Raw genomic sequence first — 24,277 nt, 5'->3', positions numbered from 1 at the left:
CCCTAACCACTGTTGATGCTGGGCGATCGGCCACAAATCCGGCTCGATCGGCCCAAACGGTTCAAAATCATGCCTCAGCCATCACTCAACAGCCCAGACAATGCTGGCCTATTGCAACCCGTTGGCCATGGCTCGAATGATGTCGCCCCGAGTCAGGATGCCCACGATCGCCCCCGCATCATCTACCACGGGCATTCGGTGAATATTGCCTTCCAGCAAATGCCGCGTGGCATCGCGCAGCAATGTATCGGGCTTGGTGGTTTTCACCCGATCGCTCATCACATCGGCCACCGTACTGCCCAAGGCCTTGTGCAATTCTTTTTCAAATTGCAGGGGATTCTTGAGATAAATCACACTGTCCAAAATGGTAATGAACGGCGGCACATCCACGCCGGTCTCTTGCCACATCAGATCGCTTTCCGACACAACCCCAATCAACTGCCCCGCTTCATCCACCACGGGCACGCCGCTAATGCGCTGTTCCGCCAGGAGTTTGATGACCTCGACGAGGGAGGTGTCACGACGGACGACGATCGGATCGCGGCTCATTACATCGGCAACCGTTGCAGCCATTCGCTCGATCCCTAAATGCTTCTGCCCTCATTCTAGGACGGGCGATCGGTTGGAGAGCGCAACTGGTAACGATTTGACACGCTCTGTGGCCCCAGCTCGGAAGCGAAGGACTCGATCGTTGAACGGGGGCTAGGGTTTGGGGGGTGTTTTGGCCTTAGCTGTGCTGGAACTGGCTTTGCTATTAGATTTGCTGCTGGTTTTGTCGGTCGATCGGGCAGTGGATTGGGGTTTGGCCTTGGTTGTCGTTGCGCCTAGTCCCTTTTGGGGACATAGATCCGCCAACTGGCAGCGATCGCAAGCCGGTTTCCGGGCATCGCAAACGGCCCGCCCGTGATAAATCAGCCGAATCGACCAATTTTCCCAGTCCGGTTGGGGCAACAGCCGCATTAAATCGCGCTCAATCCGCACCGGATCCTGATGCTCAGTCATGCCCAAGCGATAGGCCAGGCGCTTCACATGGGTGTCCACCGTCACGCCCGCATTGATGCCAAAGGCGTGGGCCAGCACCACATTCGCCGTTTTGCGCGCCACCCCCGGCAGCAACAGCAGTTCCTCCATCCGCTTGGGCAGTTCGCCGCCAAATCTGTCCAGGATCATTTGGCAAGCGCCCTGGATATTCTTGGCTTTGTTGCGATAGAAGCCGGTCGATCGCACCAAGGCTTCCAACTCGGCTCGATCGGCCCCGGCCAGGGCCACCGCGTCGGGAAACCTTGCAAACAGCGCTGGTGTGACCAGGTTCACCCGCTCATCGGTGCATTGGGCCGACAGAATTGTCGCCACCAACAATTGCACGGGGGTTTCATAATTCAGGCTGCATGTGGCATCGGGATAGAGCACTTTCAGGCGATCGAGAATTTCGATCGCCACCTGTTGTTTGGCGGCCCACTTACGAGTGCTTACCGGCATGGTTGGGAATCAGTTGAAAGGAGCCTGAACGAGTCAAACCAAGGGGCCAAATTAGCCGTCCCCTTGGACAATTTGCTTGATGGTGGTCAACATGTCCAGGCCGATCGCCCCGCGTCGATAGCCCTTTTGATTCGACATGCCCAAAAACACCGAAGCACTGCCCCGGGGATTGCGCTGGAATCGGGGTGAGGCATTGATGTAGGTGGAGGCGCTGTCGAGGCGGGAGGCAAATTGGTGGGCTTCTCGATAGGACTCGGTGGCGATGCAGTCCGCGTGGCCGCTGCTTTGGGTGTGAATCACCGCGATCGCCTCTTCCACGCTGGCCACGGTGCGAAACGCAACGGTTTTGGTTAAATAGGGCCGATTCCACTCATCATCGGCCGCCAAGGGCAAGTCGGGAAAATCCTGTTGCAAATGGGCATCGACCCGTACTTCAAACCCGTCCGTTTGCAAGGAGCCAAAGAGCACCCCCAGCATCGATCGATTGTGGCGCTCGTGAACTAGCACCTTTTCGATCGCGTTCACCGCTTCCGGATCGCCCTGGTGGCTGTCGGAAATGGCCCAACGCACCACGTCTAACTCACCGGACAGGGCCCAGTAGAGATAGCAATTGCCGATCGCTGCGCCCAGAATGGGCACGGTGGCAAACTGACTGGCCTGTTGCACCAGCTTTGGCCGGCCATAGGCCACAATCAGGTTCAAGTAGCGCTCCTGGGCCAGCAGGTCGCGCATGGAAATATCTCGATCGGGCGGAATGGCTGTGACACATTCGGGCGGCAATTCCCCAGCCGTCAGCCCATCGGTGAGGGCCGCCGCGATCGCCGCGTTGGTGTGCTTGGTGTCGCTGCTGCCATACAAAATCATGCTGTTGCCGGTTTTGATGCCCATGCCCGCCGCGATCGCCCCCAGTTCCGGCAAGCCCTCATGCACCAGGGCGATCGTCCCCAGGGGCATCAGTTGGCAATAGCTTTGTAGGTATTGGGTTTGGTGGGTGGCGCGAATGGCCTGCCGGGTGGGGTCGGGCAAATCCGCCAGCCGATCGAGCATATCGGCCACCTGTTGCAGTCGATCGGGCGTGAACTTAATCCACAGGGACGGTAAGCCACTGTTTGCCTTTTCGCGGCTGGCTTCCAAGTCCAGCGTGTTGGCTTCCAAAATTTCGTTTTGGGCGGCTCGCAAAGCCTTGGCCATCACCTTCAGCGCCCGCGATCGCTCGCCACCACGCATGGCCACCAGGGCCGATCGCCCTCGGGCCGCCGCCGCCAATGCCCCAAATAAATCCAGCGCTCCCGAATTAACCAGGGGATTTCCAACCATAATCTCAGCGCCGGTATGCCAGCCATAACAACAACAGCGGTAGCCCAATCACCAGCAATCCCGGCAACAGCCAAGCCGCCGTGCCTGCCAGTCCTTTGACAATCAGGGGCAACCAAGCCAACACCAAGACAAATCCAGCCCAAAGGGTAATGGGCAAATAATTTTCACGCAAGGGTGGACGCACGGAGAGCCAGCGCGTTCCTGTCCATCGCCACAGCCGTCGGTAGATTGCCCCAGAAGACACCTGCTCAATTTGATCGCCCGATTCGGTCACCACAAAAATTTGCTGGCAGCGATCGCAGCCAAATGCGTCCATGAGTGCGATCGGCCGCAGGGTGCCCCGTTGCCGACAGGGACAAGGGTAGGACTCCGTTAGCTCAATCTGAGAAGTCTTCAACGATCGCCCGATCGCCCGGTGGGAATAAACGACTTGGCCAGGGGTTTCTCATGCTCTTAGCTTAACAGGGCCGCCCCAACCGCAAGGAAACACCCCTGATCCAAACCCCAATCACCCAAGGATCCCATCCGAATTCCATAGGAGTTCCATAGAAGTTCCATAGGCGTTCAATACGAATTCAATCTTGATTCAAGACTCAAGATTCAAGATCTAAGATTCAACCGGCTTCGGTTTTGTTTCAAGCTGATTTCAAGGCTACAAAAGGCGGCTCATGTCCGCATTTCACCACAATTTGAGCCGAATACCAACCATCAAAAGGCCACGCGCTGGCAAAGTCGGGCTTGAGCAAATTCTTTGGTTAATATGGAGGCTTGACCCCACCCATGGGGAACATTCCCACAAGGATGAGGTCAGGCATCGAGAGATTGGTAACAGCGGAGGGAAGCGTCACAACGAAGATTCCCTCCGTTCTGCTAAGGAGTTATGGTCAAGGATTTCGGGAGCTGAGTCCTGCGATCGCCATCATCATTCCCTGTGATTCTGGTTAACCTCGCTAGTGATTTTTGCCTAGAGGCCTGACAGCATGGGGCGATCGGCGTTTTTGTTCGATCGCCTCCAATTGTTGAGCGCCGTTCTGCAAACAATTCAGAACCAATTCAGAACAATGCCCACAAAAAACCGGAGATCGACTGTTCGATCTCCGGTTTCAGGTTGGTTAGCCCTCATGCAAGAGCCATGGAATTGGCCCCATACCTCTCGCCACTAGGCTGCTGGAGGAGGCCGGGGCGGGGGCTTTGGGCCCCAGTTCCTTAGGTAGCCGCCGCTTCGGCCGCATCGCGGGCCGCCGCCGCTTCGTCGGGATGGATGCCCAAACGAGTCAGGTTAATCCGGCCGCGATTGTCGATTTCGCGCACCTTGATGATCACCTCATCGCCCACGGCCACCACGTCTTCGACTTTGCCCACACGCCGATCGGCCAGTTGGGAAATGTGGATCATGCCTTCTTTGCCGGGCAGGAATTCCACAAAGGCCCCGATCGGGATCGTGCGGGTGACTTTGCCCACAAACACGCTGCCCACTTCGATCTTGCGGGTCATGTTTTGGACAATTTGGGCCGCGCGCTTGGCCTTTTCGCCATCGTTCGAGGACACGGTGACTAAGCCGCTGTCTTCGATGTCGATTTTCGCGCCGGTTTCTTCGACGATGCCCTTGATCGTTTTGCCGCCGGGCCCGATCACCATGCCGATGTCGCTCGGATCGATGCGGAAGGTCAGCAGGCGCGGGGCAAACTTCGACAGGTCGCCACGCGGTTGATCGATCGCCGCCATCATCTTTTCCAGGATGTGCAGACGCGCCGGGCGGGCCTGTTCGATCGCCTTGGCGATCGTGCCCATGTCTAACCCGGTAATCTTCATGTCCATTTGCAAGGCAGTGATGCCGCTGTCGGTGCCCGCCACCTTGAAGTCCATGTCACCCAAAAAGTCTTCCAGACCTTGGATGTCCGTCAGGACGCGAATTTCGTCGCCTTCCTTGATCAGACCCATGGCTGCGCCGCTGACGGGCTTGGCGATCGGCACACCGGCATCCATCAGGGACAGGGTAGAGCCGCAAACCGACCCCATGGAGGTGGAACCATCGGAGGACAATACTTCCGACACCACGCGCAACACGTAGGGGAAGGCATCCTTCGGCGGCAACACGGGAACCAGGGCCCGTTCTGCCAGTGCGCCGTGGCCAATTTCCCGACGACCGGGCGATCGCATCGGGCGGGTTTCGCCCACCGAGTAGGGCGGGAAGTTGTAGTGGTGCAGGTAGCGCTTCTGCTCGTCCGGGTGCAGATCGTCCAGTTCCTGGGCATCGCCGGGAGTCCCCAGCGTCACCACGGACATCACCTGGGTCAAGCCCCGTTGGAACAGGCCGCTGCCATGGACGCGCGGGGGCAACACCCCGGCCCGGCAGGAGACCTGGCGCACCTCATCCAGTTTGCGCCCATCGACGCGCACGCCATCTTCAACGATTTGGCGACGCATCAGGGACTTGGTGACAGCCTTGAAGACCTTGGGCAGGGCCTTGGGGTCAGCGGTGGCGGCCACTTTGATCGCGTCGTCATCGGCCCGATCGGTAATTTCCTGGGCCACCGTGGCTTGCAGGGCATCCAAGGCCGCGTCGCGCCGGGTTTTGCCCAGCTCAAATTGCGACAAGATGCCTTTGATTTCGCCTGTGGTGCGCGATCGAATGAAGTCTTCGAGGGTGGTGTCGATCGCGGGGGGTTCCGCCGTCACCAGCTCCAGACCCAATTCAGCGATGATGTCCCGTTGCGCTTGAATCAAGTCGCGCACGGCTTCATAGCCAAAGTCGATCGCTTCGATGATGTCCGCTTCGGGCAGTTGATTGGCCCCCGCCTCCACCATCACCACGCCATCGGGCGATCCGGCAACCACCAGATCCAATTCACCCTTTTCAATTTCCGCATAGGTGGGGTTGATGATGAACTCGTCACCCACCAAGCCCACGCGCACCGCCGCCATCGGCCCCTGGAAGGGAATTTGGGCCAGCAAGGTGGCGATCGAAGCACCCGTCACGGCCAGCACATCCGGCGGCACGTCGGGATCAAGGGAGACGGTGGTGGCCACCACTTGGATATCGTCGCGCAACCAATTCGGGAACAGCGGGCGCAGGGGGCGATCGATTAAGCGCCCGGTCAGGATCGCCTTTTCCGGCGGGCGACCTTCGCGGCGTTGGAAGCTACCCGGAATGCGGCCGGCGGCATACAGCCGTTCTTCGTAATCAACAGTGAGGGGAAGAAAATCAATGCCCTCGCGCGCTGAGGAACGGGTGGCGGTTACTAACACTGCGGTATCGCCCGACCCAATCAGTACCGATCCACCAGCTTGGGGTGCGAGCAAACCGATCTTCAGCCGAATATCCCTTCCATCAAAGGATATTGACTTGTCAATTTCTTGCATGAATGATGATGATCCTTGGAGATTCTTTCTATTACTGTGGCAATCCTAACACCGTTTGTTAGATACTAGACCGTTTGTTAATTCACGGCCAACTGTCTCGACAAAACGACGTAAAACAAGGCTCCATAAGGATTTAGTCCCGATCGCTTCGGTGGCTCATTCAGCCGATCGTTCCCCTTCGGGTTCCACTCACCTACCCGATCGCGGTTCATGATCTCGCCCCCGATCGCAAGGTTGATTCCAAGGGCAATTGCCAGTGATCATTGCCAACGATTATTGCCAACGATCCGAGTCCACAACCATTCGGATTTCTAACGCGAAAGCCAATCTTTTAAGGGGCTGGCCGCAGTGGCCCCGATCGCCCACTGTTCTCCCGATTTGGCGCTCCATTCAAAACCGGTGCATGCCGACCGGCGATCGGGGTCAAATTCCAACGCAGCCAGGCATCCTGGGCCAAATCCAGGGCGATCGCGGCGGCTCCGTAGCGGTTGATGTGGCTGGGGTCTGCGAAATAGTCGTGGCGATCGGGCCAGCGCAGCAACCAATCTTGAACGATTAACCCCTGATCTCGCAGTTGTGCCAAATAGGTCTGGAATTCCCGTTCATAGGTCAGCCGGGCCGGATCCAAATAATCCTGACTGAGGGGCAAGTTCACAAAACTCAGGCGAATGCCGCGCGATCGAGCAAAGGTGATCAACTGGCGCACCGCTCGATCTTGAACACCGCCTGCCAACTGAAAACCGCTGTACATATCGTCATAGCGACCGGGCACTTTCGGAAATTGTTGGTAGTAGCGATCGGGCGCAAAACGGCGCAAATCAGCCAAAAAGCCCAGCCGATCGAGTTCTGGCTCTGGGCGCAGTGGCAAGGGTGGTTGTCGTTGAAGCCAACCGGGCATCAGGCCGGGCATCAGGGCCGCGCCGGGATAGGTGCTGCTGTTGAGGGTCAAGGATGGCAACCCGCTGACCGATCGCCCCCAAGGAGATTCCCGCCACCGCGCCACAGACCAGGGGTGACCGCCCCGGGCGCGGGCCATGGCCAGTTGTCGAAAGCCCTCGGAAGCCGCAATGCTGGCAAAGGTGCGATCGATCCGACCACTGTTAAAGGCCCGCGAGCCATCGCCCCAAACCACCACCCGAGGCAACCAGTCCGGCGGAAACAAATCCATCAGCAACCAGCGCACCACCTGGGCCGTTGCGCCGTTAATGCCAAAGTTAAACACCCGCACGGGCCGCCGCAGGGTTGTTGACAACGAACGGGCCAAAACCGTCGGGTCAATGCCCTGGAGCGATCGGGAACTGCCCACAATCAACAAATCCGGCGGCTGGCCATGGGTCGCCAAATATTGCCGATAGAGCCGCAACTGCGATTCCAACCGAGGACTCCCCCACCGGACGCGATCGAGCGAAACCGGCGATCGCGGAGTCAGGGGCCACAGGGGCCGCCGACGCTCCGGGGGCAAGGGCGCTTCCCAGTTTTTGAGCAAGGTTTGCGCATCCAGGGTTTGCGCATCCATGGGGGTTTGAGGCGGCTCGATCGGCCGATCAGCATCAGCTCGATCAATCCCCAAACCCAACAGAACCGCCCACACCAGCGCCCCACCCGCCATTAACCGGCCCATAGCTTGAGCAACCAACCCAACACCACCCCCAAACTGCCAAACCGCACCGCTTGCCAAAACACTTCCTTTAAACCGCTGTCCGCAAAGAGGCGACTTTCCAAGGCCAAGTCCAGCTCTTCCAGTTCCCGCTGCAAAGTCTGGATCGTTTGCGTTAATTCGCTGCGAATTTCTCGATCGCGCGCCCGGGCCAAATCCGCCCGCACCACTTCCACCTGATGGCCCAAACTGGCTCGCCGCTCTCGATCGGCCCGCACCTGCTCCAGGCGCGATCGCACCTGGCCCATGGCAGTTTCCGTCGCCGCTAACCGATCGCTCAACTGGGCTAAAAAAGCCGAAAACTCCGCCTCCTCAGACAAAGGCTCCTTAGGCAAAGGATCCGGGCGATCGGCAGATGATGGGGATGGGCGACGACTCATTGGACAGCCTTGAGACCATTCAGCAGGGCAATTCATCCCAAAGTCTACCGAATCGATCGAACCCCAATCCCGAACGCCCAACTAACAAAAAAAGTCGCCATCTTGCCAAAAGATAGCGACCCTCTCTCAGGAGTCAGTTCAGCCAACCTCGAAATGATGTCCAAGAAATGATCTCCAACCCTACAGCTCGATCGAGAGGTTTTGGCTCATCGGTCGATCGGGTTGGGTTCCTAGGAAGGAGGAGCTTGAGCCACCATTACCCAAGCCTGAGGGCAATCGCAACGGTGGCCATCAGCCGACCAATTCCGGCTAGAACGCCGAAATTTGCGTCAATTACAGGGCGGCAAAGTAGTCCTTCGACTTCACAGGATCCGGATTCATCGTCTTTTCGCCCGGTTGCCAACCAGCGGGGCACACTTCATCGGGGTGAGTTTGCACGTATTGAATCGCTTGCAGCACGCGCAAGGTCTCATCCACGCTGCGGCCGAAGGCCAGGTTGTTGATGGTGGCGTGTTGAATCACACCTTCCTTGTCAATAATGAACAGGCCGCGCAGGGCAATGCCTTCTTCGGTCAGTACGTTGTAAGCGGTGCTGATTTCCTTCTTGATGTCCGAAACCAACGGGTAGCTCAGATCGCCCACACCGCCGGACTTGCGATCGGTTTGGATCCAAGCCAGGTGCGAGAAGGCGCTGTCCACCGAAACGCCCAATACTTCGGCGTTCAGTTGCGAGAACTCAGCGTAGCGATCGCTGAAGGCCGTGATTTCCGTGGGGCAGACAAAAGTGAAGTCCAGGGGATAGAAAAATAGGACTACATACTTGCCACGGTAGTTCGACAGCTTAATTTCTTTGAACTCTTGGTCAGAAACGGCCGTAGCGGTGAAGTCAGGGGCAACTTGGCCCACACGGAGGCAACCTTCGGTCATGGGAGTGAGTCTCCTGTTGCGCTGTTTTAGACGAATTACGAACTGTTACGAGAATATCATAGTCATTACGATTTTGACATGACGGATTGCCATGAGTTTATTTCCGCCGATCGACCCCTATCGCCAAGGGACACTGCCCGTTTCCGATCGCCACACCCTCTACTTTGAAGAAAGTGGCAATCCCACCGGCAAGCCGATCGTGATTCTGCATGGCGGGCCCGGCGGTGGCAGCCAACCGAGCTATCGGCAATATTGCGACCCGACCCAGTGGCGAATCGTGCAATTTGACCAGCGTGGTTGTGGCCGCAGCCAGCCCCATGCGGACTTGACCGACAACACCACTTGGGATTTGGTGGCGGATATTGAGCGTTTGCGGGAGCATTTGGCGATCGAGCAATGGGTGGTGTTTGGGGGCAGTTGGGGCAGCACCCTCGCCCTGGCCTATGCAGAAACCCATCCCGATCGCTGTTTGGGGTTGATTTTGCGGGGAATTTTCATGCTGCGGCCCCAGGAACTGCGCTGGTTTTATCAAGAGGGAGCCAGCTATTTGTTTCCCGAAGCCTGGGCCCAATACCTAGAGCCAATTCCCCCAGCCGAGCGACATGATCTGATGGGGGCTTACTACCGTCGCCTGACGGATAAGAATCCAGCGGTGCGACGACAAGCGGCCAAAGCCTGGGCCGTGTGGGAAGCCAGCACTAGCAAGCTCATTCCCGATGCGGATTTGCAGGCGGCCTTTGCCGATCCCTTTTTTGCGGAGGCCTTCGCCCGAATTGAGTGCCACTACTTTGTCCATGGGGGCTGGTTTGACCCGGCCGATCAACTGCTGCAACGGGTCGATCGGATCCGCCATTTGCCCGCCGTCATTGTCCACGGCCGCTATGACGTGGTTTGCCCGGTGGTTTCCGCCTGGGAATTACACCAAGCCTGGCCGGAAGCCGAGTTGCAGATCATCCCCGACGCAGGCCACTCCATGGCGGAACCGGGAATTCTGAAGGCGTTGGTGGCGGCAACCCAACGTTTTGCCCAACTGAAAGTCTGATCTCAGCTTTAAAATGGGACAATCTGCATCAACCTGGAAACGGTTGTTCTCAGTTAACAATTACGTGCGATCGCGCCATTAACTCCTATGCCCGTCAAAAAAGGTTCCTTTGTTCGTGCCATTCGCGAAAAGCTAGAAAACAGCGTCGAAGCAACCGCCAGTGATCAGCGCTTTTCTTCCTACCTATTTGAAAGCAAAGGAGAGGTGCTAGATCTGCGCGGTGACTATGCCTTGGTGAAGTGGTGCAAAGTGCCAACCCCCAATATTTGGCTCCGCTTGGATCAACTCGAAGAATTTTCAGGTTAATGCTCTAATTGTCTTAAGTCAATCTTGGCTTATTTCATTTCAAAATTCTCTAAAGTGTCCGATCAGAAACCTTTTGGCTACTGATCGGGCATTTTTCGTTGATCTTAATTTCAAGATAAATCTAATTTTCTCACGAATTTTTATTTTTTCAGTGAATTAGATATTTTTGATTTAAATTTTCAATTTTTTATCAAGATCTATCTAGTATTTTAGAGATTGATTTTTTTCATACAGAGCATTTATCGATCATAAATTGAATTTCAAATTTATTGCAATGAGTCAATACAGATGGCAAGAATTTAGAAATTCCTAACTAAGTTTTTATCAAATTCAGATTCATTTAAAGATCATCAAAATCCGAATCTTTAATTCCTCAATTCAGCTCTTTAGCTAGTTGCCGAAATGATCTCAGAAAATTTGAATTATTTATCTTTTCAATTAACAAAATCCAATCAAATAATCCAGCATTCACCCTGGAATCAGTTGCGCTAATGCAGGATCCAGGCTGACTGAAACGGCGGGGACAAGCGAGGGGTCAATAGCCCTGGGGTCATCCCGCAAATAGATCGGGAATTCGGCGCTGCAAGGCCGCGTTCAACTCCGGCAGGCGATCGCGCAGGGATTGATACCACTCATATCGTTGGCGATAGTGCTGGCACATCAGCCGGTTTTGGGACACCCACTGATAGGCGTTTTGGGTCAGGGTTTCGCGTAATTGGGGGTAGTCAACCAGGGCAGCTAGTTTTTGCTCAAAGTCCGCTGGGCTGTAGTAGAGCAGGCCCGTTTGACCATCGATCAGGGTTTGTTGATAGACCACGGGGCTGGCCAGGGCGGCGGTGTTGTGGGCGGCACACTCAATGAACTTCAAGTCTGATTTCATGCCATTGAAGCGGGTGCGTTCTAGGGGCAACAGGGCCACATCGCTTTGGTGCAACAGTTCCGCATATTCCTCGTAGGGACAGAAGGGGCGGAAGGTTTTGTGGGGCGTTTGCAGGGCTTCAAAAAAGCGGCGATCGTGAATCACATGCACCAGAATTCGATCGCCCCGTTGATTGAGTACGCGGTTAATGCCGTCAATCAGCGGTTTCCAATCGTTTTCCCGGTTCAAGGCCCCAAAAAAGAGGGTGACCGGTCGTTGTGGATCGATGGCGGCGGGTGGGGGCAATTCCGCCAACTGATTGGGAAACACGGCCACATAGGGGTTCACTTGGCGCAGGAAGGCGGCCAGGGGTTCCGTGGAGGTTTGGATGGCATGGACGCTGCGATAGGCAAAAAAGTCTGTTTTTTCGGTGCGGGCCCAGCGGTAGGGGTCATCGTCCACTTCCAAGATGATCAGATAACCTCGGGCCAGGAGTTTGCGCTGCTGCACCAAGTCCTGTTCCCGGTTCAAAATCGCCCGTTGCCAAATAAAAATTGGCTCTTCGTGGGCTTGCACGGCTCCGGCGGTGGCGGTGCGATCCTGGGCGATCGCCCGCATTCCGGGAATTCGATTTAAAAACTCATTCGGTTCGGTCACTCGCACTCGTTTGCAAACCTTGGCTTCCATCACCAGGGTTTGGGCAAAGAAGTGTCGCTGGGGCCGATCGCCCGGCCGCATGGCTCGCACCAGGTATTGCACCGAAGCACTTTGCTGATTAAACCGCTGCCGATCGACCCCCAACCGATCCAGCAGCGGCCCGATCGCCTCTTGGAATTTGTCGCGCATTTCGTCGGGGCGACTGCGACCCCGAATTTCTTCAATTTCTAACCCCGCCTGCTGAAAAAGCTGGGTAATGGAATCCTTGGTGAAGAAGCGCAAATGGCCCCGATCGAAAATGCCGTAATCCGCATATTCCCAACGGCCCGACAGCAAATCCACAATGGCTCCCCAATATTGAATATTGGGAATGCAGGCAATCACTTGGCCACCGGGAGCCAACCAGCGTGCATGGTGGGTCAGGGTTTGCCAAGGATTAATGAAATGCTCCAGCACATCCCCATAAACCAGGCAATCCATGCTTTCCGGGGGAATCTCTGCCCCCAGTTGGGGATCTTCCGCATTGCCCACATAGACGCGATCGAGCCGGCCCGCCGCGATTTGGGCCGCCGCTGGATCTTGCTCTAAGCCGATGTATTGGGCAAAGGGGTTAATTCGTTTGTAGGCCTGTCCCAAGGCCCCTGTGAAACAGCCCACTTCCACAATCGATCGGGCATCTCCGGGCAGCAGTTTCAACAAATCGGCATTGTGAATGTCGCTGTAGGCCAGGGATGCGGCGGGTTCAGAAGTCATCGGAACAGGAGGATGGCGAGCGATTGGGTGAACAGATCACCGCCCTAGGCTATCGCGCCCGATCGCCCGACACAAGCCACAGCCGCCACTTTCCATCAACGGAACCTCCCCCGGTGGCCCTGCGTCCACAACCTTAATCCGCCCTTGTGATTGAAGTGATCAAATTCATGATCTAGATCTATCCCCGCGTTCCAATGCATTCTGGCCAAGGCTTTTGTTCCCTATGTCCTGTCCCCAAGGCATTGAGCACCCGTTTTCCCAACGCAACAACCTATCCGGCTTGATTCCAGGCGCGATGGTATTCTTTGGAAGATTCATGCTCCACCCCGTTCAGCCTCAATTGAATGAGCGGCTTAACTGACAGGGCAACCCAAACACAAAACCGATGCGCACCCCAAAGTGCCACACCAACCCTGTGATGGTTACCTGATCGCTGCTTAATGGTTAGTTGATGACTGACTGAATCAATTGGCCAATCACCAGTTAGTCGTTAACGTTTCGTTTACACTTTTTGTTCGTTTTGCCTGCAATCGCTGCAAATCAATTCACCATGGCAGGTCTCTTCCAAATTGGTCCGAATGTTATCCAAGCGCATGAGATGCTCTCGCTGCTCAGTCGCTATCACCTGATGCCGCAATTCCTACGCGGATTGGTGATCGATCGGGCGATCGCCGATGTGGAGTTCACCGAAGAAGAACGGCAACAGGCCGTGATCAACTTTCGGAAGCAACATCGGATTATTGAGGACGCAGACATTACCCGTTGGATGCAGGAAAACAACCTCTCCATTGAAGGGCTTGAAGAGCTGGCCATTCGGCCCATGCGGCTGGAAAAGTTCAAAGAGTCCCAATTTGGGCGCAAAGTAGAAAACTATTTTGTCAGTCAAAAGAGCCGCCTAGATAAGGTGGTCTACTCCCTGATTCGCGTGCAGGATGAAGGGCTGGCCCAGGAAATTTATTACCGCATTGAAGAGGGCGAGTCTTCCTTCGCAGAAATGGCTCGCACCTATTCCCAAGGTCCAGAAGCTCAAACCAATGGTCTTTTGGGGCCCGTGCCTCTGAACCAGCCTCACCCCTTCATTGCCCGCATGTTGGAAGTGAGCCAGCCGGGTCAATTGTGGCCCCCGCGCGCCCTGGTGGAATGGTTTATTATTGTGCGGCTGGAACAGTTTTTGCCGTCGCAGCTTGATGAAGCCATGCGCCGACAAATGATCGATGAAATGTTTGAAAACTGGATGCGCGAACAAATTCAAGCCCTTGGTTCGCCCCAGTTACTTTGGGCCGCTTCCGACTCGGGAAGTTGAGGGCGATCGGGATGAGCCAGGGCGATCGCCCGCTACGGTTAGTTTGATCAAGGGCAATTTGACCCATCCAATTTGACCCGTCTTGATTCAGCTCCTGACTCCGCAAATGATCCATAAAAACGATCCATAATTTGCGCAACCGTTAGCTAGCCCTGAACCCATGCGCTGATTTGGCTCTCAATCCCAATCGCTTCCCATCTCGATCGCCTCGCCTAACTGCTTTGACCTGTTTTTGCCCGTGCCTGGAGTTATGACTCAAGCTGCTAGCCATCAGCCCATTCAAGTGTTTCTGGCGGAGATCGATCCGTTCAGCCGCCTCAGCTCCGCCAGTTTGGAACGCTTACTCCAGGGGGCCCAGCTACTGCGCTACCGGGTGGGGCAACCACTACTCGATCGCCAAACCCTACCGGCCCAAGTCTTGGTTTTGTTCCAAGGGCAAGTGCGGGTTCTGGGGTTTGACGAGCGATCGCAACGGCCCGTCAGCCTCAAACTAGCCACTCCTGGCGAAATTCTCGGTTGGGCTGGGCTGTTGCGGGGCGTGGCCTGCGAAACGGCGATCGCCTCCACCGAAACCACCTGCATCAGCATCCCCGCCGCCGATTTTCTGGCCGTGATGGCCGAAGAAGCCACCTTCCGTCAAGCCTGGGAGTCGCGCTGCAACATCTGTGAACTCTTCGGTCTGCTCAGCCAAGAGCTACAGCGCCAAGCCGATCGACGCGGCAACCTAAAAGACATCACCCTGCGGATGCTCGATGAAGTACAGGTGATGGGCATTCCCGAAGGAATTGTCGATGAGGCCACCCTTGAGCGACTCATTGATCCGCAACTCGTCTGGCTCCTGAGCGGTGGCCAAGCGGAAACCGTCAGCGGCAAACTGATCGCGGGCGATCGATTGCAATGGGCCGGCAGCGGCTCCGTTACCATCACCGGCGGCCATGCGGCCCGCGTCGTTGGGTTCACCCAAGACTGGCTCCGGCAGCGCACCCCCCAAACCGAAGCCGCGATCGCCCCGCCTCCCCCCCCGGTTGATATCGTCACCGGCAACGCCGCCCCCGTCACCGAACCGGCTCCCGTTGCGGCAGCTCCGGTTCCCGTTCCCGAAATTCCCTTCGCCCCCGAAAAACCGCCCGAACTCCCCCGAGAAGCCCTGCTAACCCAGCCCGCCACCTATCCCCATGTGCGGGGACGGGGGCCCGTCAACGGCACTCTGGCTTGCTTCCAGATGCTGAATGAATTCGTACCCGGGTTGCAATTCCGCAAAGACCGGATTCGGCGGCTCCTGGAAGATCAACTGCGGGCCACCGGGCAAATCTCCATGCAGGTTTGCGGGGCGATCGCCCAAACCATCGGCTTTCGGCCCCAACTGATCCAAATTTCCGGTATCTTGATCAATCGGCTGAAAGCACCTGCCCTCACCCCCTGGAAAGATAGCTTCGCCGTCATCTACGACATTTCCGAAACCCGCATCATCCTCGCCACCCCCGAAGAAGGCGTGATGCGCAAAACCCCCCAGCAGTTCCTAGAAAGCTGGGGCGAAAGCGGCATGGTGTTGCTTCTCGAAGCCCCCGTAGAAGAACTGCCAGAAAAATTCGGTCTCAGTTGGTTCGTTCCCTGGATCCTGCCTTACAAACGCGCCCTGATCGAAGTGGTCGTCGCGTCCTTCTTCGTTCAAACCTTTGGGTTGGTGCAGCCGATCATCACCCAGGTGATCATCGACAAAGTGTTGGGCCAAGGCAGCATCGAAACCATGGATGCCCTCGGCTTCTTCATGTTGGGTGTGGCCGTCTTTGAAGGGATCCTCAACATCCTGCGGACTTACCTGTTTGTCGATGCCATGAACCGAATCGACATGAACGTCGGTTCCGCCATCATCAGTCACCTGATGCGCCTGCCCCTGGGCTACTTTGACGTGCGTCGGGTGGGTGAACTGGCGGGTCGGGTCAATGAGCGCGACAGCATTCGGAACTTCCTGACCGGCACAGCCCTCACCGTTTTCCTGAACGCCATCTTCTCGGTGATCTACATCGTCGTGATGGTGGTCTACAGTTGGCTGCTCACCTTGGTAGCCCTGGCGGTCGTCCCCATCTTGGGCGGGATTATCGTCTTTGCCGCCCCGATCATCCGCCAACTCATTCGTCGCCAAGCGGAACGCCGCGCCGACGTGGACTCCTACATGGTGGAAGTGATTTCCGGGGCCCAAACCGTCAAGGCCCAAAACATCGAAACCAAGGTGCTGTGGCAGTGGCAAGAGCGCTATGCCCGCATGATCCAGGCAAACTTCAAAACGATCATGACCGGCACCACGATCGGGGGGGCCACCTCCTTCCTGAACAGCCTGTCTACCCTAGCCCTGCTTTGGGCGGGAGCCTATTTGGTGATTGGCAACCAAATCACCCTGGGGCAATTGATCGCCTTCAAAATCCTGGCCGGAAACGTCACGGGTTCCCTCCTCAGCCTGGTGGGTGCTTGGCAACAGGTGCAGGAGATTTCAATTTCCGTGGAACGTCTGGCGGATATTGTTGACAGCCAACCGGAGTCCAGCGATGCCGATCGCGACAATATCCCCATGCCGGAATTGGTCGGCTCCGTCAAGTTCTCCGATCTCTCCTTCCGCTTTGCAGAAACGGGACCCTTGCAGCTAGCCAACGTCAATCTCGACTTTGCCCCGGGCACTTTTGTAGGAATTGTGGGGGAATCCGGTTCCGGGAAATCCACCCTCATGAAACTCCTCCAGCGGCTATACGCTCCCACCGCTGGCTACATCCAAATTGATGGCTACGACATCAGCAAAGTGGAACTCTACTCCCTGCGCCGACAAATTGGGATGGTGCTGCAAGACACCCTCCTGTTTACGGGCACGGTGCAAGAAAACATCATGCTGGCCAACCCGGATGCTACCACCGAGGAAGTGATTCACGCCGCCAAGGTGGCCGCCGCCCACGACTTCATCATGCAGTTGCCCAATGGCTACAACACCGTGGTTGGGGAACGGGGAACCGGGCTTTCTGGGGGACAACGACAGCGGATTGCGATCGCCCGTACCGTTTTGCAACAGCCCAAACTCCTGATTTTGGACGAAGCCACCAGCGCCCTGGACTACAACTCAGAACGTCAGGTTTGTAATAACCTGGCCGTTGAGTTCCGAAACCGCACGGTGTTCTTCATTACCCACCGCTTGAACACAGTTCTGAACGCAGACTCGATCATCCTGATGGACAAGGGGGCCGTGGTTGAACAGGGAACCCACGAGGAATTGATGGCTATGAAGGGTCGCTACTATTGCCTGTTCCAACAACAGGAAGGATCGTTTAGCTAGCGATTCCCCCCGTCCTCACCCCGTTTGTTTGTAACCCGTCAATCCTTTCAGTCCTTTCAGTCTGCTATTTGGTGAAACTCAATGCTAAAGGCCTTTATCGAACGGGAAGAGCAACCGGTCTTGCTACAACGGCCGGCATTGCTCGCCAGTGGATTTATTTGGTTGATTGTGACCTTTGTGGTCGGCGGCATCACTTGGGCCGCAGTGGCCCAGATTGACCAGTCCGTCCCGGCGGCCGGTAAGTTGCAGCCCAAGGACTCCACAAAACCGATCAAAGCACCGGCCGGCGGGGTGGTGCGGGAAATTGTGGTCAAAGACGGCGAACGGGTCGAAAAGGGCCAATTGCTCGCCACCTTTGACCCCACGGGGCAGGCGGCGGATGTGCAATCCCTGAAGGCCAACCAGGACTCTCTCGAACGCCAGAAGCAACTGATTCGAACAGAGGCTGCCGGATTGGGCTTAACCCGCGAGGGCCAGACCAGTGTTATTGACCTTCAACGCAACCGAGCTGTGCGGGTGGCGGAAAATATCTACCTGCGGGCACTGCTGCGGGGCGATCGCGCGGCTCCGGCCGGCCAAGCCGGTCGGTTGGCAGAAAACCGAGCAGCCCAAGCTTCTCGACTGTCGCAACTGCAATCGCGCGTGGCGGAACTGAACTCGCAAATCAACGAATTGCGCAGTGATGTGGCCAACACTCGCGCCCAACGGCGGGCCATCCAAATTCGATTGGGACAGGCCCAAGAGCGCCTGAATATCAATGAGGGAATCATCGCTGATTTGCAGCCCCTCGTTGAAGAAGGGGCCGTTGCCCGACTGCAATTCAAGAACCAACAGCAGGCTGTGCTGTCGAATGCTGATGCGGTGGCAACCCTGGAGGGGCAAATCGCCAGTTTGAATGAGCAAGAAGCTCGCCTCATGGCTTCCATGCAAACCAAGCAGGCGGAAATTGGGACGCAGTTGGCGGAAATTCGCACCACCCAAACCAGTTGGGCGGCGGATTTGGAAAACCGCATTGCAGACAACGATCGGGCGATCGCAGATATCGACACCCAGTTGGCGAAGTCCCGTTTGGATAACCGCCGCCAGGATGCCAACGTGGTCGGTCAGCTTGCCCAGGTGCAAAGCCAATTGGTGAAAGCAGAGCAAGCGGTACGCTATCAAGAACTACGCGCCCCCATTGCTGGCACGGTTTTTGATATTAAGGCCAGCGGCCCGGGCTATGTGGCCAGCCCCACGGAACCCATGCTGAGCATTGTGCCCGATGGCGAGTTGGTGGCATCGGTTTATGTAACCAACAAGGATATCGGGTTCGTGGAAGTGGGAATGCCAGTGGAGGTGAGTGTGGACACATTCCCTTCGCTGGAATTTGGCAGCATCAAGGGGAAATTAGTCTCGATCGGGTCAGATGCCCTAGCACCCACCCAAGAGCGCCCCACCTATACGTTTCCCATTCGGATTGAGCTGGAACGGCAGACCCTGAAAACTAATCGGGGCTTGGAGTTAAAGATTCAAGCTGGGATGTCGGTTTCGGCACGGATCAAGACCCGCAAGCGATCGGTTTTGGATATCTTCCTGGGGCAATTCAAGTCGCGTGCTGACAGCTTCGAGACGGTGCGCTAAACTCCATCCTCTTTCAAACAATCAGGACTGCAATGGCAAGCGGGGCGAAGGCAGGGCAACCTGTGCGCTCCGCTTTTGCATAGGTCTTTTCTTGAATCCGTGGAGACTTACATCATTCAAGCGATCCAGCGATCCTGAATCGATCGCCCTAGGTCTCCAGAGATTGCAGCGCCCTACCAAGCGAGCCATTGGAATCTGAATCGATTGAATTGAATTGAATCGATCGCCCCATTCTTCAATAGCAAAATCCCCCAATCTCAACGAGACCGGGGGATTTTTGCTAGTTACCTAGGAGGCAATTAGATTTAGCCGAACTTGCTCGAAGTCGAGGCGATCAAGAAGGCTGCGTAGGTCACGAAGTAGCCAACGGTGAAGTGGGCCAAACCAACCAAACGAGCTTGCACGATCGACAGGGCCACCGGCTTGTCCTTCCAGCGAACCAGGTTCGCCAGCGGAGTGCGCTCATGCGCCCAAACCAGGGTTTCGATCAATTCTTGCCAGTAACCGCGCCAGCTAATCAGGAACATGAAGCCCGTTGCCCAGATCAGGTGACCGAACAGGAACATCCAAGCCCAAACAGCGAGGTTATTCATGCCATAGGGGTTGTAGCCGTTGATCAACTGCGACGAATTCAGCCACAGGTAATCGCGGAACCAGCCCATCAGGTAAGTCGAGGACTCATTGAATTGAGCCACATTGCCTTGCCACACGCACAGGTGCTTCCAGTGCCAGTAGAAGGTGATCCAGCCGATCGTGTTCAGCATCCAGAACATGGCCAGGTAGAACGCATCCCAAGCCGAGATGTCGCAAGTACCGCCACGGCCGGGACCGTCGCAAGGGAAGCTGTAACCAAAGTCTTTCTTGTCGGGCATCAGCTTGGAGCCACGGGCATCCAAAGCACCCTTCACCAGAATCAAGGTGGTGGTGTGCAGACCCAGAGCGATCGCATGGTGAACCAGGAAGTCGCCAGGGCCGATCGTCAGGAACAGCGAGTTAGCGTTGCTGTTGATTGCTTCCAACCAACCGGGCAGCCACACATCGCCATGGTTCGGCCAAGCCGTCGCCGCCAAGCTATCGGGGTTCGACAGCAGCGTATCGAAGCCGTAGAGCAGTTTGCCGTGAGCCGCTTGAATCCATTGAGCGAAAACGGGTTCGATCAGGATTTGCTTCTCAGGCGTACCGAACGCCACAACCACATCGTTGTGAACGTACAGACCCAAGGTGTGGAAACCGAGGAACAGCGAGACCCAGCTCAGGTGCGAGATGATCGCTTCTTTGTGCTGAAGCACGCGATCGAGCACATTGTTCTTGTTCTGGGCGGGATCGTAATCACGCACCAGGAAGATTGCGCCGTGGGCAAACGCACCCACCATCAGGAAGCCAGCAATGTACTCGTGGTGAGTAAACAGGGCAGCCTGGGTCGTGAAGTCCTTCGCAATGAAGGCATACGACGGCATCGAATACATGTGCTGAGCCACCAACGAGGTCACAACACCCAGCGAAGCCAGGGCCAGAGCCAGTTGGAAGTGCAGCGAGTTGTTCAGCGTATCAAACAGACCCTTGTGAGCGTCGCCCAGCTTGCCCGAAGGCGGCTTGTGCGCTTCCAAGATTTCCTTGATGCTGTGACCAATACCAAAATTGGTACGGTACATGTGACCGGCGACGATGAAGATCACCGCGATCGCCAGGTGGTGGTGAGCAATATCCGTCAGCCACAGGGCTTCCGTTTGGGGGTGGAAACCGCCCAGGAAGGTCAAGATTGCGGAGCCAGCCCCTTGAGCCGTGCCAAACACATGGCCAGCCGTATCGGGGTTCTCGGCATACACGCCCCAGTTACCGGTGAAGAAAGGAGCCAAACCAGCCGGGTGAGGAGCCACCGACAGGAAGTTATCCCAACCCACATGCACACCGCGCGATTCAGGAATCGCCACGTGCACCAAGTGACCCGTCCAAGCCAGCGACGACACGCCGAACAGACCCGCCAAGTGGTGGTTCAGACGCGATTCTGCGTTCTTGAACCAGGAGAGGCTGGGGCGGAACTTGGGTTGCAAGTGCAGCCAGCCGGCAAACAGCATCAAAGCCGCCAACACCAGCAGGAACACAGCACCTTGGTACAGGTCGCCCACAGTGCGCATCCCGATCGTGTACCACCAGTGGTAAACGCCAGAGAACGCAATGTTCACGGGGCCCGAAGCACCCGCTTGGGTAAACGCATCAACGGCAGCTTGGCCGAAGTGCGGATCCCAAATCGCGTGGGCGATCGGACGGACGTTCAGGGGATCTTTCACCCACTGCTCAAAGTTGCCTTGCCAGGCCACATGGAACAGGTTGCCCGAAGTCCACAGGAAGATGATTGCCAGGTGACCGAAGTGCGACGCGAAAATCTTTTGATAAAGATTTTCTTCCGTCATGCCATCGTGGCTTTCAAAGTCGTGGGCTGTGGCAATCCCGTACCAGATCCGCCGCGTCGTGGGATCAGCGGCGAGATCCTGGCTAAATTTTGGGAATTTGGTTGCCATAAGTCCTGTTTTTGTCTTAATCCTCGTTGCCGAAGTCGCGTCTCGACCTCAGATGCAATCCGGGGCTAAAGGGATTAGCCGCTGACCGAAATAATTCGAGCCAGGAAGAACGACCAAGTGGTCACAATGCCGCCAAGCAGGTAGTGAGCAACACCCACCGCACGACCCTGAGTGATGCTCAGAGCACGGGGTTGGATCGCCGGAGCCACCTTCAGCTTGTTGTGCGCCCACACGATCGACTCAATCAGTTCTTGCCAGTAGCCGCGACCGCTGAACAGGAACATCAGGCTGAACGCCCACACAAAGTGAGCACCCAGGAACAGCAGACCATAGGCCGACAGAGCCGAACCATAGGAGGTGATCACCTGCGAAGCTTGCGCCCACAGGAAGTCACGCAGCCAACCATTGATGGTAATGGCGCTTTGAGCGAAGTTACCCGCCGTGATATGAGCCACCGACCCATCAGGGTTCACCGTGCCCCACACATCCGATTGCATCTTCCAGGAGAAGTGGAAGATCACGATCGACAGCGAGTTATACATCCAGAACAGACCGAGGAACACGTGATCCCAACCGGACACTTGGCAAGTACCGCCACGACCCGGACCATCGCAAGGGAACCGGAAGCCCAAGTTCGCCTTATCGGGGATCAAGCGAGACGAACGCGCATACAGCACGCCCTTGAGGAGAATCAGCGCCGTCACGTGAATCGTGAACGCATGGATATGGTGAACCATGAAGTCCGCCGTACCCAGGGTGATCGGCATCATTGCCACCTTGCCACCCACCGCCACGATGCCGCCGCCAAAAGCGTGGCTGACGATTTCCAAGGCATTAGGAGCCGTGTTACCAGGCGCAAGGGCGTGCAGGTTTTGCACCCATTGCGCAAACACCGGCTGCAACTGAATACCGGTATCCGAGAACATGTCTTGGGGACGACCCAAAGCACGCATCGTGTCGTTGTGGATGTACAGACCGAAGCTGTGGAAGCCCAGGAAAATGCACACCCAGTTCAGGTGCGAGATGATCGCATCGCGGTGACGAATCACGCGATCGAGCAAGTTATCAACGTTCTTCGCCGGATCGTAGTCACGAACCATGAAGATCGCCGCGTGAGCGCCAGCACCCACGATGCAGAACGCGCCAATCCACATGTGGTGGGTGAACAGCGAGATCTGCGTCGGGTAATCCGTCGCAATGTAAGGGTAAGGGGGCATCGCGTACATGTGGTGCGCGATCACAATCGTCAGCGAACCCAACACAGCCAAGTTAACGGCCAGTTGTGCATGCCACGAGGTATTGAAGATTTCGTAGAGACCCTTGTGGCCTTGGCCGGTGTAAGGGCCCTTGTGGGCTTCCAGGATTTCCTTCATGGAATGACCAATGCCCCAGTTCGTGCGGTACATGTGACCAGCAACGATGAAGAGCACAGCCAAAGCCAAGTGGTGGTGAGCCGTATCCGACAGCCACAGACCACCAGTGACGGGGTTCAAACCGCCCTTGAAGGTGAGGAAATCGGCGTAAGCGCCCCAGTTCAGCGTGAAGAAGGGGGTCAGACCCTGAGCAAAGCTCGGGTAGATCTCCGCCATCAGATCCTTGTTTTGGATGAATTCATGGGGCAGCGGAATATCCTTCAGCGCCACACCCGAATCCAGCAGGTGGTTGATGGGCAGAGAAACGTGGATTTGGTGACCAGCCCAGCTCAAGCAGCCCAAGCCCAGCAAGCCTGCCAGGTGGTGGTTCATTGCCGATTCGACATTTTGGAACCATTCCAGCTTGGGTGCTGCTTTGTGGTAGTGGAACCAGCCAGCAAACAGCATCAGGGCAGCCATCACCAGCCCACCGATCGCGGTCACATAGAGTTGATCGCCATTGGTGAAACCGGCGGCCCGCCACATTTGGAAGAGACCGGAGGTGATTTGAATACCGTGGAATCCACCGCCCACGTCGCCATTGAGGATTTCTTGGCCCACAATCGGCCAAACCACTTGGGCGCTGGGTTTGATATGAGTCGGGTCGCTCAACCAGGCTTCGTAGTTCGAGAAGCGTGCACCATGGAAGTACATGCCGCTCAACCAAACGAAAACCACGGCCAAATGGCCGAAGTGAGCGCTAAAAATTTTGCGCGAAACGTCTTCTAAGTCGCTGGTATGGCTATCAAAATCGTGAGCGTCAGCGTGGAGGTTCCAGATCCAAGTCGTCGTCTTGGGACCCCGAGCCAAAGTTCGATCAAAGTGACCCGGCTTGCCCCACTTCTCGAAGGAAGTCGGAACCGGATTCTTATCAACCGAGACCTTGACTTTTGCCTCTCGCTCTGGAGGGCTAATCGTCATCGAGATTCTCCTCTCTCAAGACAGGAAACGAGGACTATCCACCCGACTGGCCTTCGCAGCGCCCCAAGCAGGGGGGTACAGCGGGTCAGCGATGGCGTTGATCGCGGCTTGGATAGCAGGGATCAAGACACGCATCACAGCCAGATTGTCTGGAATTCCCGTCGCATCTAGCTCGCAGTGAACGGCCGGGGTGGCTTCTCTCTTGAAGATTATAGACGTGGGTTTTCAAGGGACTTGAGGGGGTTAACAATATTTCAAAATCCGTAAAGCCTCATCCCATGGTCGTACGTCAATCTAATGTGGGATTGATAGAGTAGAGAGACTGATGGATGAAGGTTCACGCCATGGAATGCCCTCTGTGCGGTCACAGCAAAGCCCATAAACACGGCAGGATGCCCAATGGACATCAGCGCTATCTTTGTCCAGCTTGCCACCAAACCTTCTCC

General features: G+C 56.3%; 17 protein-coding genes. 6 read left to right on the top strand and 11 right to left on the bottom strand.

Annotation, left to right across the window (positions count from 1 at the left end):
* Window positions 1–108 precede the first annotated feature (108 nt).
* The 8 genes from H6G52_RS14595 to H6G52_RS14560 form a co-directional block, all read right to left on the bottom strand.
* Window positions 109–573, bottom strand: a complete 465-nt coding sequence (locus H6G52_RS14595) for a CBS domain-containing protein (RefSeq protein WP_190353382.1) — start codon at window positions 571–573, stop codon at window positions 109–111.
* Between the two features lie 129 nt (window positions 574–702).
* Window positions 703–1,479 carry an endonuclease III gene (gene nth / locus H6G52_RS14590; protein ID WP_190529274.1) on the bottom strand — a complete coding sequence of 259 codons (777 nt, stop codon included), beginning with the start codon at window positions 1,477–1,479 and terminating at the stop codon, window positions 703–705.
* 51 nt (window positions 1,480–1,530) lie between these two features.
* A complete protein-coding gene (locus H6G52_RS14585; protein ID WP_199291350.1) occupies window positions 1,531–2,796 on the bottom strand; it encodes a gamma-glutamyl-phosphate reductase in 1,266 nt (421 codons plus the stop codon).
* 4 nt (window positions 2,797–2,800) lie between these two features.
* On the bottom strand, window positions 2,801–3,193 hold the full coding sequence (locus tag H6G52_RS14580; RefSeq protein WP_099533052.1) for a hypothetical protein: 393 nt from the start codon (window positions 3,191–3,193) through the stop codon (window positions 2,801–2,803).
* A gap of 809 nt (window positions 3,194–4,002) precedes the next feature.
* Window positions 4,003–6,159 (bottom strand): polyribonucleotide nucleotidyltransferase, encoded by a 2,157-nt coding sequence (locus tag H6G52_RS14575; protein ID WP_190529272.1) that lies wholly within the window; start codon window positions 6,157–6,159, stop codon window positions 4,003–4,005.
* Window positions 6,160–6,490: 331 nt separating this feature from the next.
* Window positions 6,491–7,795, bottom strand: coding sequence for a hypothetical protein (locus tag H6G52_RS14570; RefSeq protein ID WP_190529270.1), 1,305 nt, complete (start codon window positions 7,793–7,795; stop codon window positions 6,491–6,493).
* Entirely contained in the window at window positions 7,768–8,196 is a 429-nt protein-coding gene (locus tag H6G52_RS14565) for a DUF2203 domain-containing protein (RefSeq protein ID WP_190353386.1), read from the bottom strand. Before H6G52_RS14565 ends, H6G52_RS14570 begins: the two co-directional genes overlap by 28 nt.
* Window positions 8,197–8,529: 333 nt before the next feature.
* On the bottom strand, window positions 8,530–9,123 hold the full coding sequence (locus tag H6G52_RS14560; protein WP_099533057.1) for a peroxiredoxin: 594 nt from the start codon (window positions 9,121–9,123) through the stop codon (window positions 8,530–8,532).
* 91 nt (window positions 9,124–9,214) lie between these two features.
* Here H6G52_RS14560 and pip point away from each other — a divergent pair, with 91 nt between their 5' ends.
* Both pip and H6G52_RS14550 read left to right on the top strand, forming a co-directional pair.
* Window positions 9,215–10,165, top strand: coding sequence for a prolyl aminopeptidase (gene pip / locus H6G52_RS14555; RefSeq protein WP_190529268.1), 951 nt, complete (start codon window positions 9,215–9,217; stop codon window positions 10,163–10,165).
* An 87-nt stretch (window positions 10,166–10,252) separates the two neighbouring features.
* The gene (locus H6G52_RS14550; RefSeq protein WP_099533059.1) at window positions 10,253–10,471 is read left to right on the top strand and encodes an NAD(P)H-quinone oxidoreductase subunit O; all 219 of its coding nucleotides are present in this window, start codon (window positions 10,253–10,255) and stop codon (window positions 10,469–10,471) included.
* A 550-nt stretch (window positions 10,472–11,021) separates the two neighbouring features.
* Here H6G52_RS14550 and H6G52_RS14545 read toward each other — a convergent pair.
* Window positions 11,022–12,740 (bottom strand): methyltransferase domain-containing protein, encoded by a 1,719-nt coding sequence (locus H6G52_RS14545; protein ID WP_190529266.1) that lies wholly within the window; start codon window positions 12,738–12,740, stop codon window positions 11,022–11,024.
* A 550-nt stretch (window positions 12,741–13,290) separates the two neighbouring features.
* Here H6G52_RS14545 and H6G52_RS14540 point away from each other — a divergent pair.
* The 3 genes from H6G52_RS14540 (at window position 13,291) to H6G52_RS14530 (ending at window position 18,979) form a co-directional block, all read left to right on the top strand.
* Window positions 13,291–14,043, top strand: a complete 753-nt coding sequence (locus tag H6G52_RS14540; RefSeq protein WP_099533061.1) for a peptidylprolyl isomerase — start codon at window positions 13,291–13,293, stop codon at window positions 14,041–14,043.
* Between the two features lie 250 nt (window positions 14,044–14,293).
* Entirely contained in the window at window positions 14,294–17,359 is a 3,066-nt protein-coding gene (locus H6G52_RS14535; protein WP_190529264.1) for an ABC transporter transmembrane domain-containing protein, read from the top strand.
* A gap of 81 nt (window positions 17,360–17,440) precedes the next feature.
* A complete protein-coding gene (locus tag H6G52_RS14530) occupies window positions 17,441–18,979 on the top strand; it encodes an HlyD family efflux transporter periplasmic adaptor subunit (RefSeq protein ID WP_190529262.1) in 1,539 nt (512 codons plus the stop codon).
* Window positions 18,980–19,284: 305 nt separating this feature from the next.
* Here H6G52_RS14530 and psaB read toward each other — a convergent pair whose 3' ends face one another.
* On the bottom strand, window positions 19,285–21,498 hold the full coding sequence (gene psaB / locus H6G52_RS14525) for a photosystem I core protein PsaB (RefSeq protein WP_190529260.1): 2,214 nt from the start codon (window positions 21,496–21,498) through the stop codon (window positions 19,285–19,287).
* A gap of 74 nt (window positions 21,499–21,572) precedes the next feature.
* On the bottom strand, window positions 21,573–23,831 hold the full coding sequence (gene psaA, locus H6G52_RS14520; RefSeq protein ID WP_099532036.1) for a photosystem I core protein PsaA: 2,259 nt from the start codon (window positions 23,829–23,831) through the stop codon (window positions 21,573–21,575).
* A 329-nt stretch (window positions 23,832–24,160) separates the two neighbouring features.
* Here psaA and H6G52_RS14515 point away from each other — a divergent pair.
* A partial coding sequence (locus H6G52_RS14515) for an IS1 family transposase (RefSeq protein ID WP_206753603.1) occupies window positions 24,161–24,277 on the top strand: 117 nt, incomplete at its 3' end.

Source organism: Limnothrix sp. FACHB-881, from assembly GCF_014698135.1.
Taxonomy (GTDB): domain Bacteria; phylum Cyanobacteriota; class Cyanobacteriia; order CACIAM-69d; family CACIAM-69d; genus CACIAM-69d.
Note: the sequence above shows the minus strand (reverse complement) of the source record. Positions and strands in the feature narration are given on the sequence as shown.

Coding starts and splice junctions, on each gene's coding strand:
- H6G52_RS14595 (WP_190353382.1), bottom strand. CDS start 573: ATGGCTGCAACGGTTGCCGATGTAATGAGCCGCGATCCGATCGTCGTC.
- pip (WP_190529268.1), top strand. CDS start 9,215: ATGAGTTTATTTCCGCCGATCGACCCCTATCGCCAAGGGACACTGCCC.
- H6G52_RS14585 (WP_199291350.1), bottom strand. CDS start 2,796: ATGGTTGGAAATCCCCTGGTTAATTCGGGAGCGCTGGATTTATTTGGG.
- H6G52_RS14530 (WP_190529262.1), top strand. CDS start 17,441: ATGCTAAAGGCCTTTATCGAACGGGAAGAGCAACCGGTCTTGCTACAA.
- H6G52_RS14560 (WP_099533057.1), bottom strand. CDS start 9,123: ATGACCGAAGGTTGCCTCCGTGTGGGCCAAGTTGCCCCTGACTTCACC.
- H6G52_RS14535 (WP_190529264.1), top strand. CDS start 14,294: ATGACTCAAGCTGCTAGCCATCAGCCCATTCAAGTGTTTCTGGCGGAG.
- H6G52_RS14545 (WP_190529266.1), bottom strand. CDS start 12,740: ATGACTTCTGAACCCGCCGCATCCCTGGCCTACAGCGACATTCACAAT.
- H6G52_RS14540 (WP_099533061.1), top strand. CDS start 13,291: ATGGCAGGTCTCTTCCAAATTGGTCCGAATGTTATCCAAGCGCATGAG.
- psaB (WP_190529260.1), bottom strand. CDS start 21,498: ATGGCAACCAAATTCCCAAAATTTAGCCAGGATCTCGCCGCTGATCCC.
- H6G52_RS14550 (WP_099533059.1), top strand. CDS start 10,253: ATGCCCGTCAAAAAAGGTTCCTTTGTTCGTGCCATTCGCGAAAAGCTA.
- H6G52_RS14565 (WP_190353386.1), bottom strand. CDS start 8,196: ATGAGTCGTCGCCCATCCCCATCATCTGCCGATCGCCCGGATCCTTTG.
- psaA (WP_099532036.1), bottom strand. CDS start 23,831: ATGACGATTAGCCCTCCAGAGCGAGAGGCAAAAGTCAAGGTCTCGGTT.
- nth (WP_190529274.1), bottom strand. CDS start 1,479: ATGCCGGTAAGCACTCGTAAGTGGGCCGCCAAACAACAGGTGGCGATC.
- H6G52_RS14575 (WP_190529272.1), bottom strand. CDS start 6,159: ATGCAAGAAATTGACAAGTCAATATCCTTTGATGGAAGGGATATTCGG.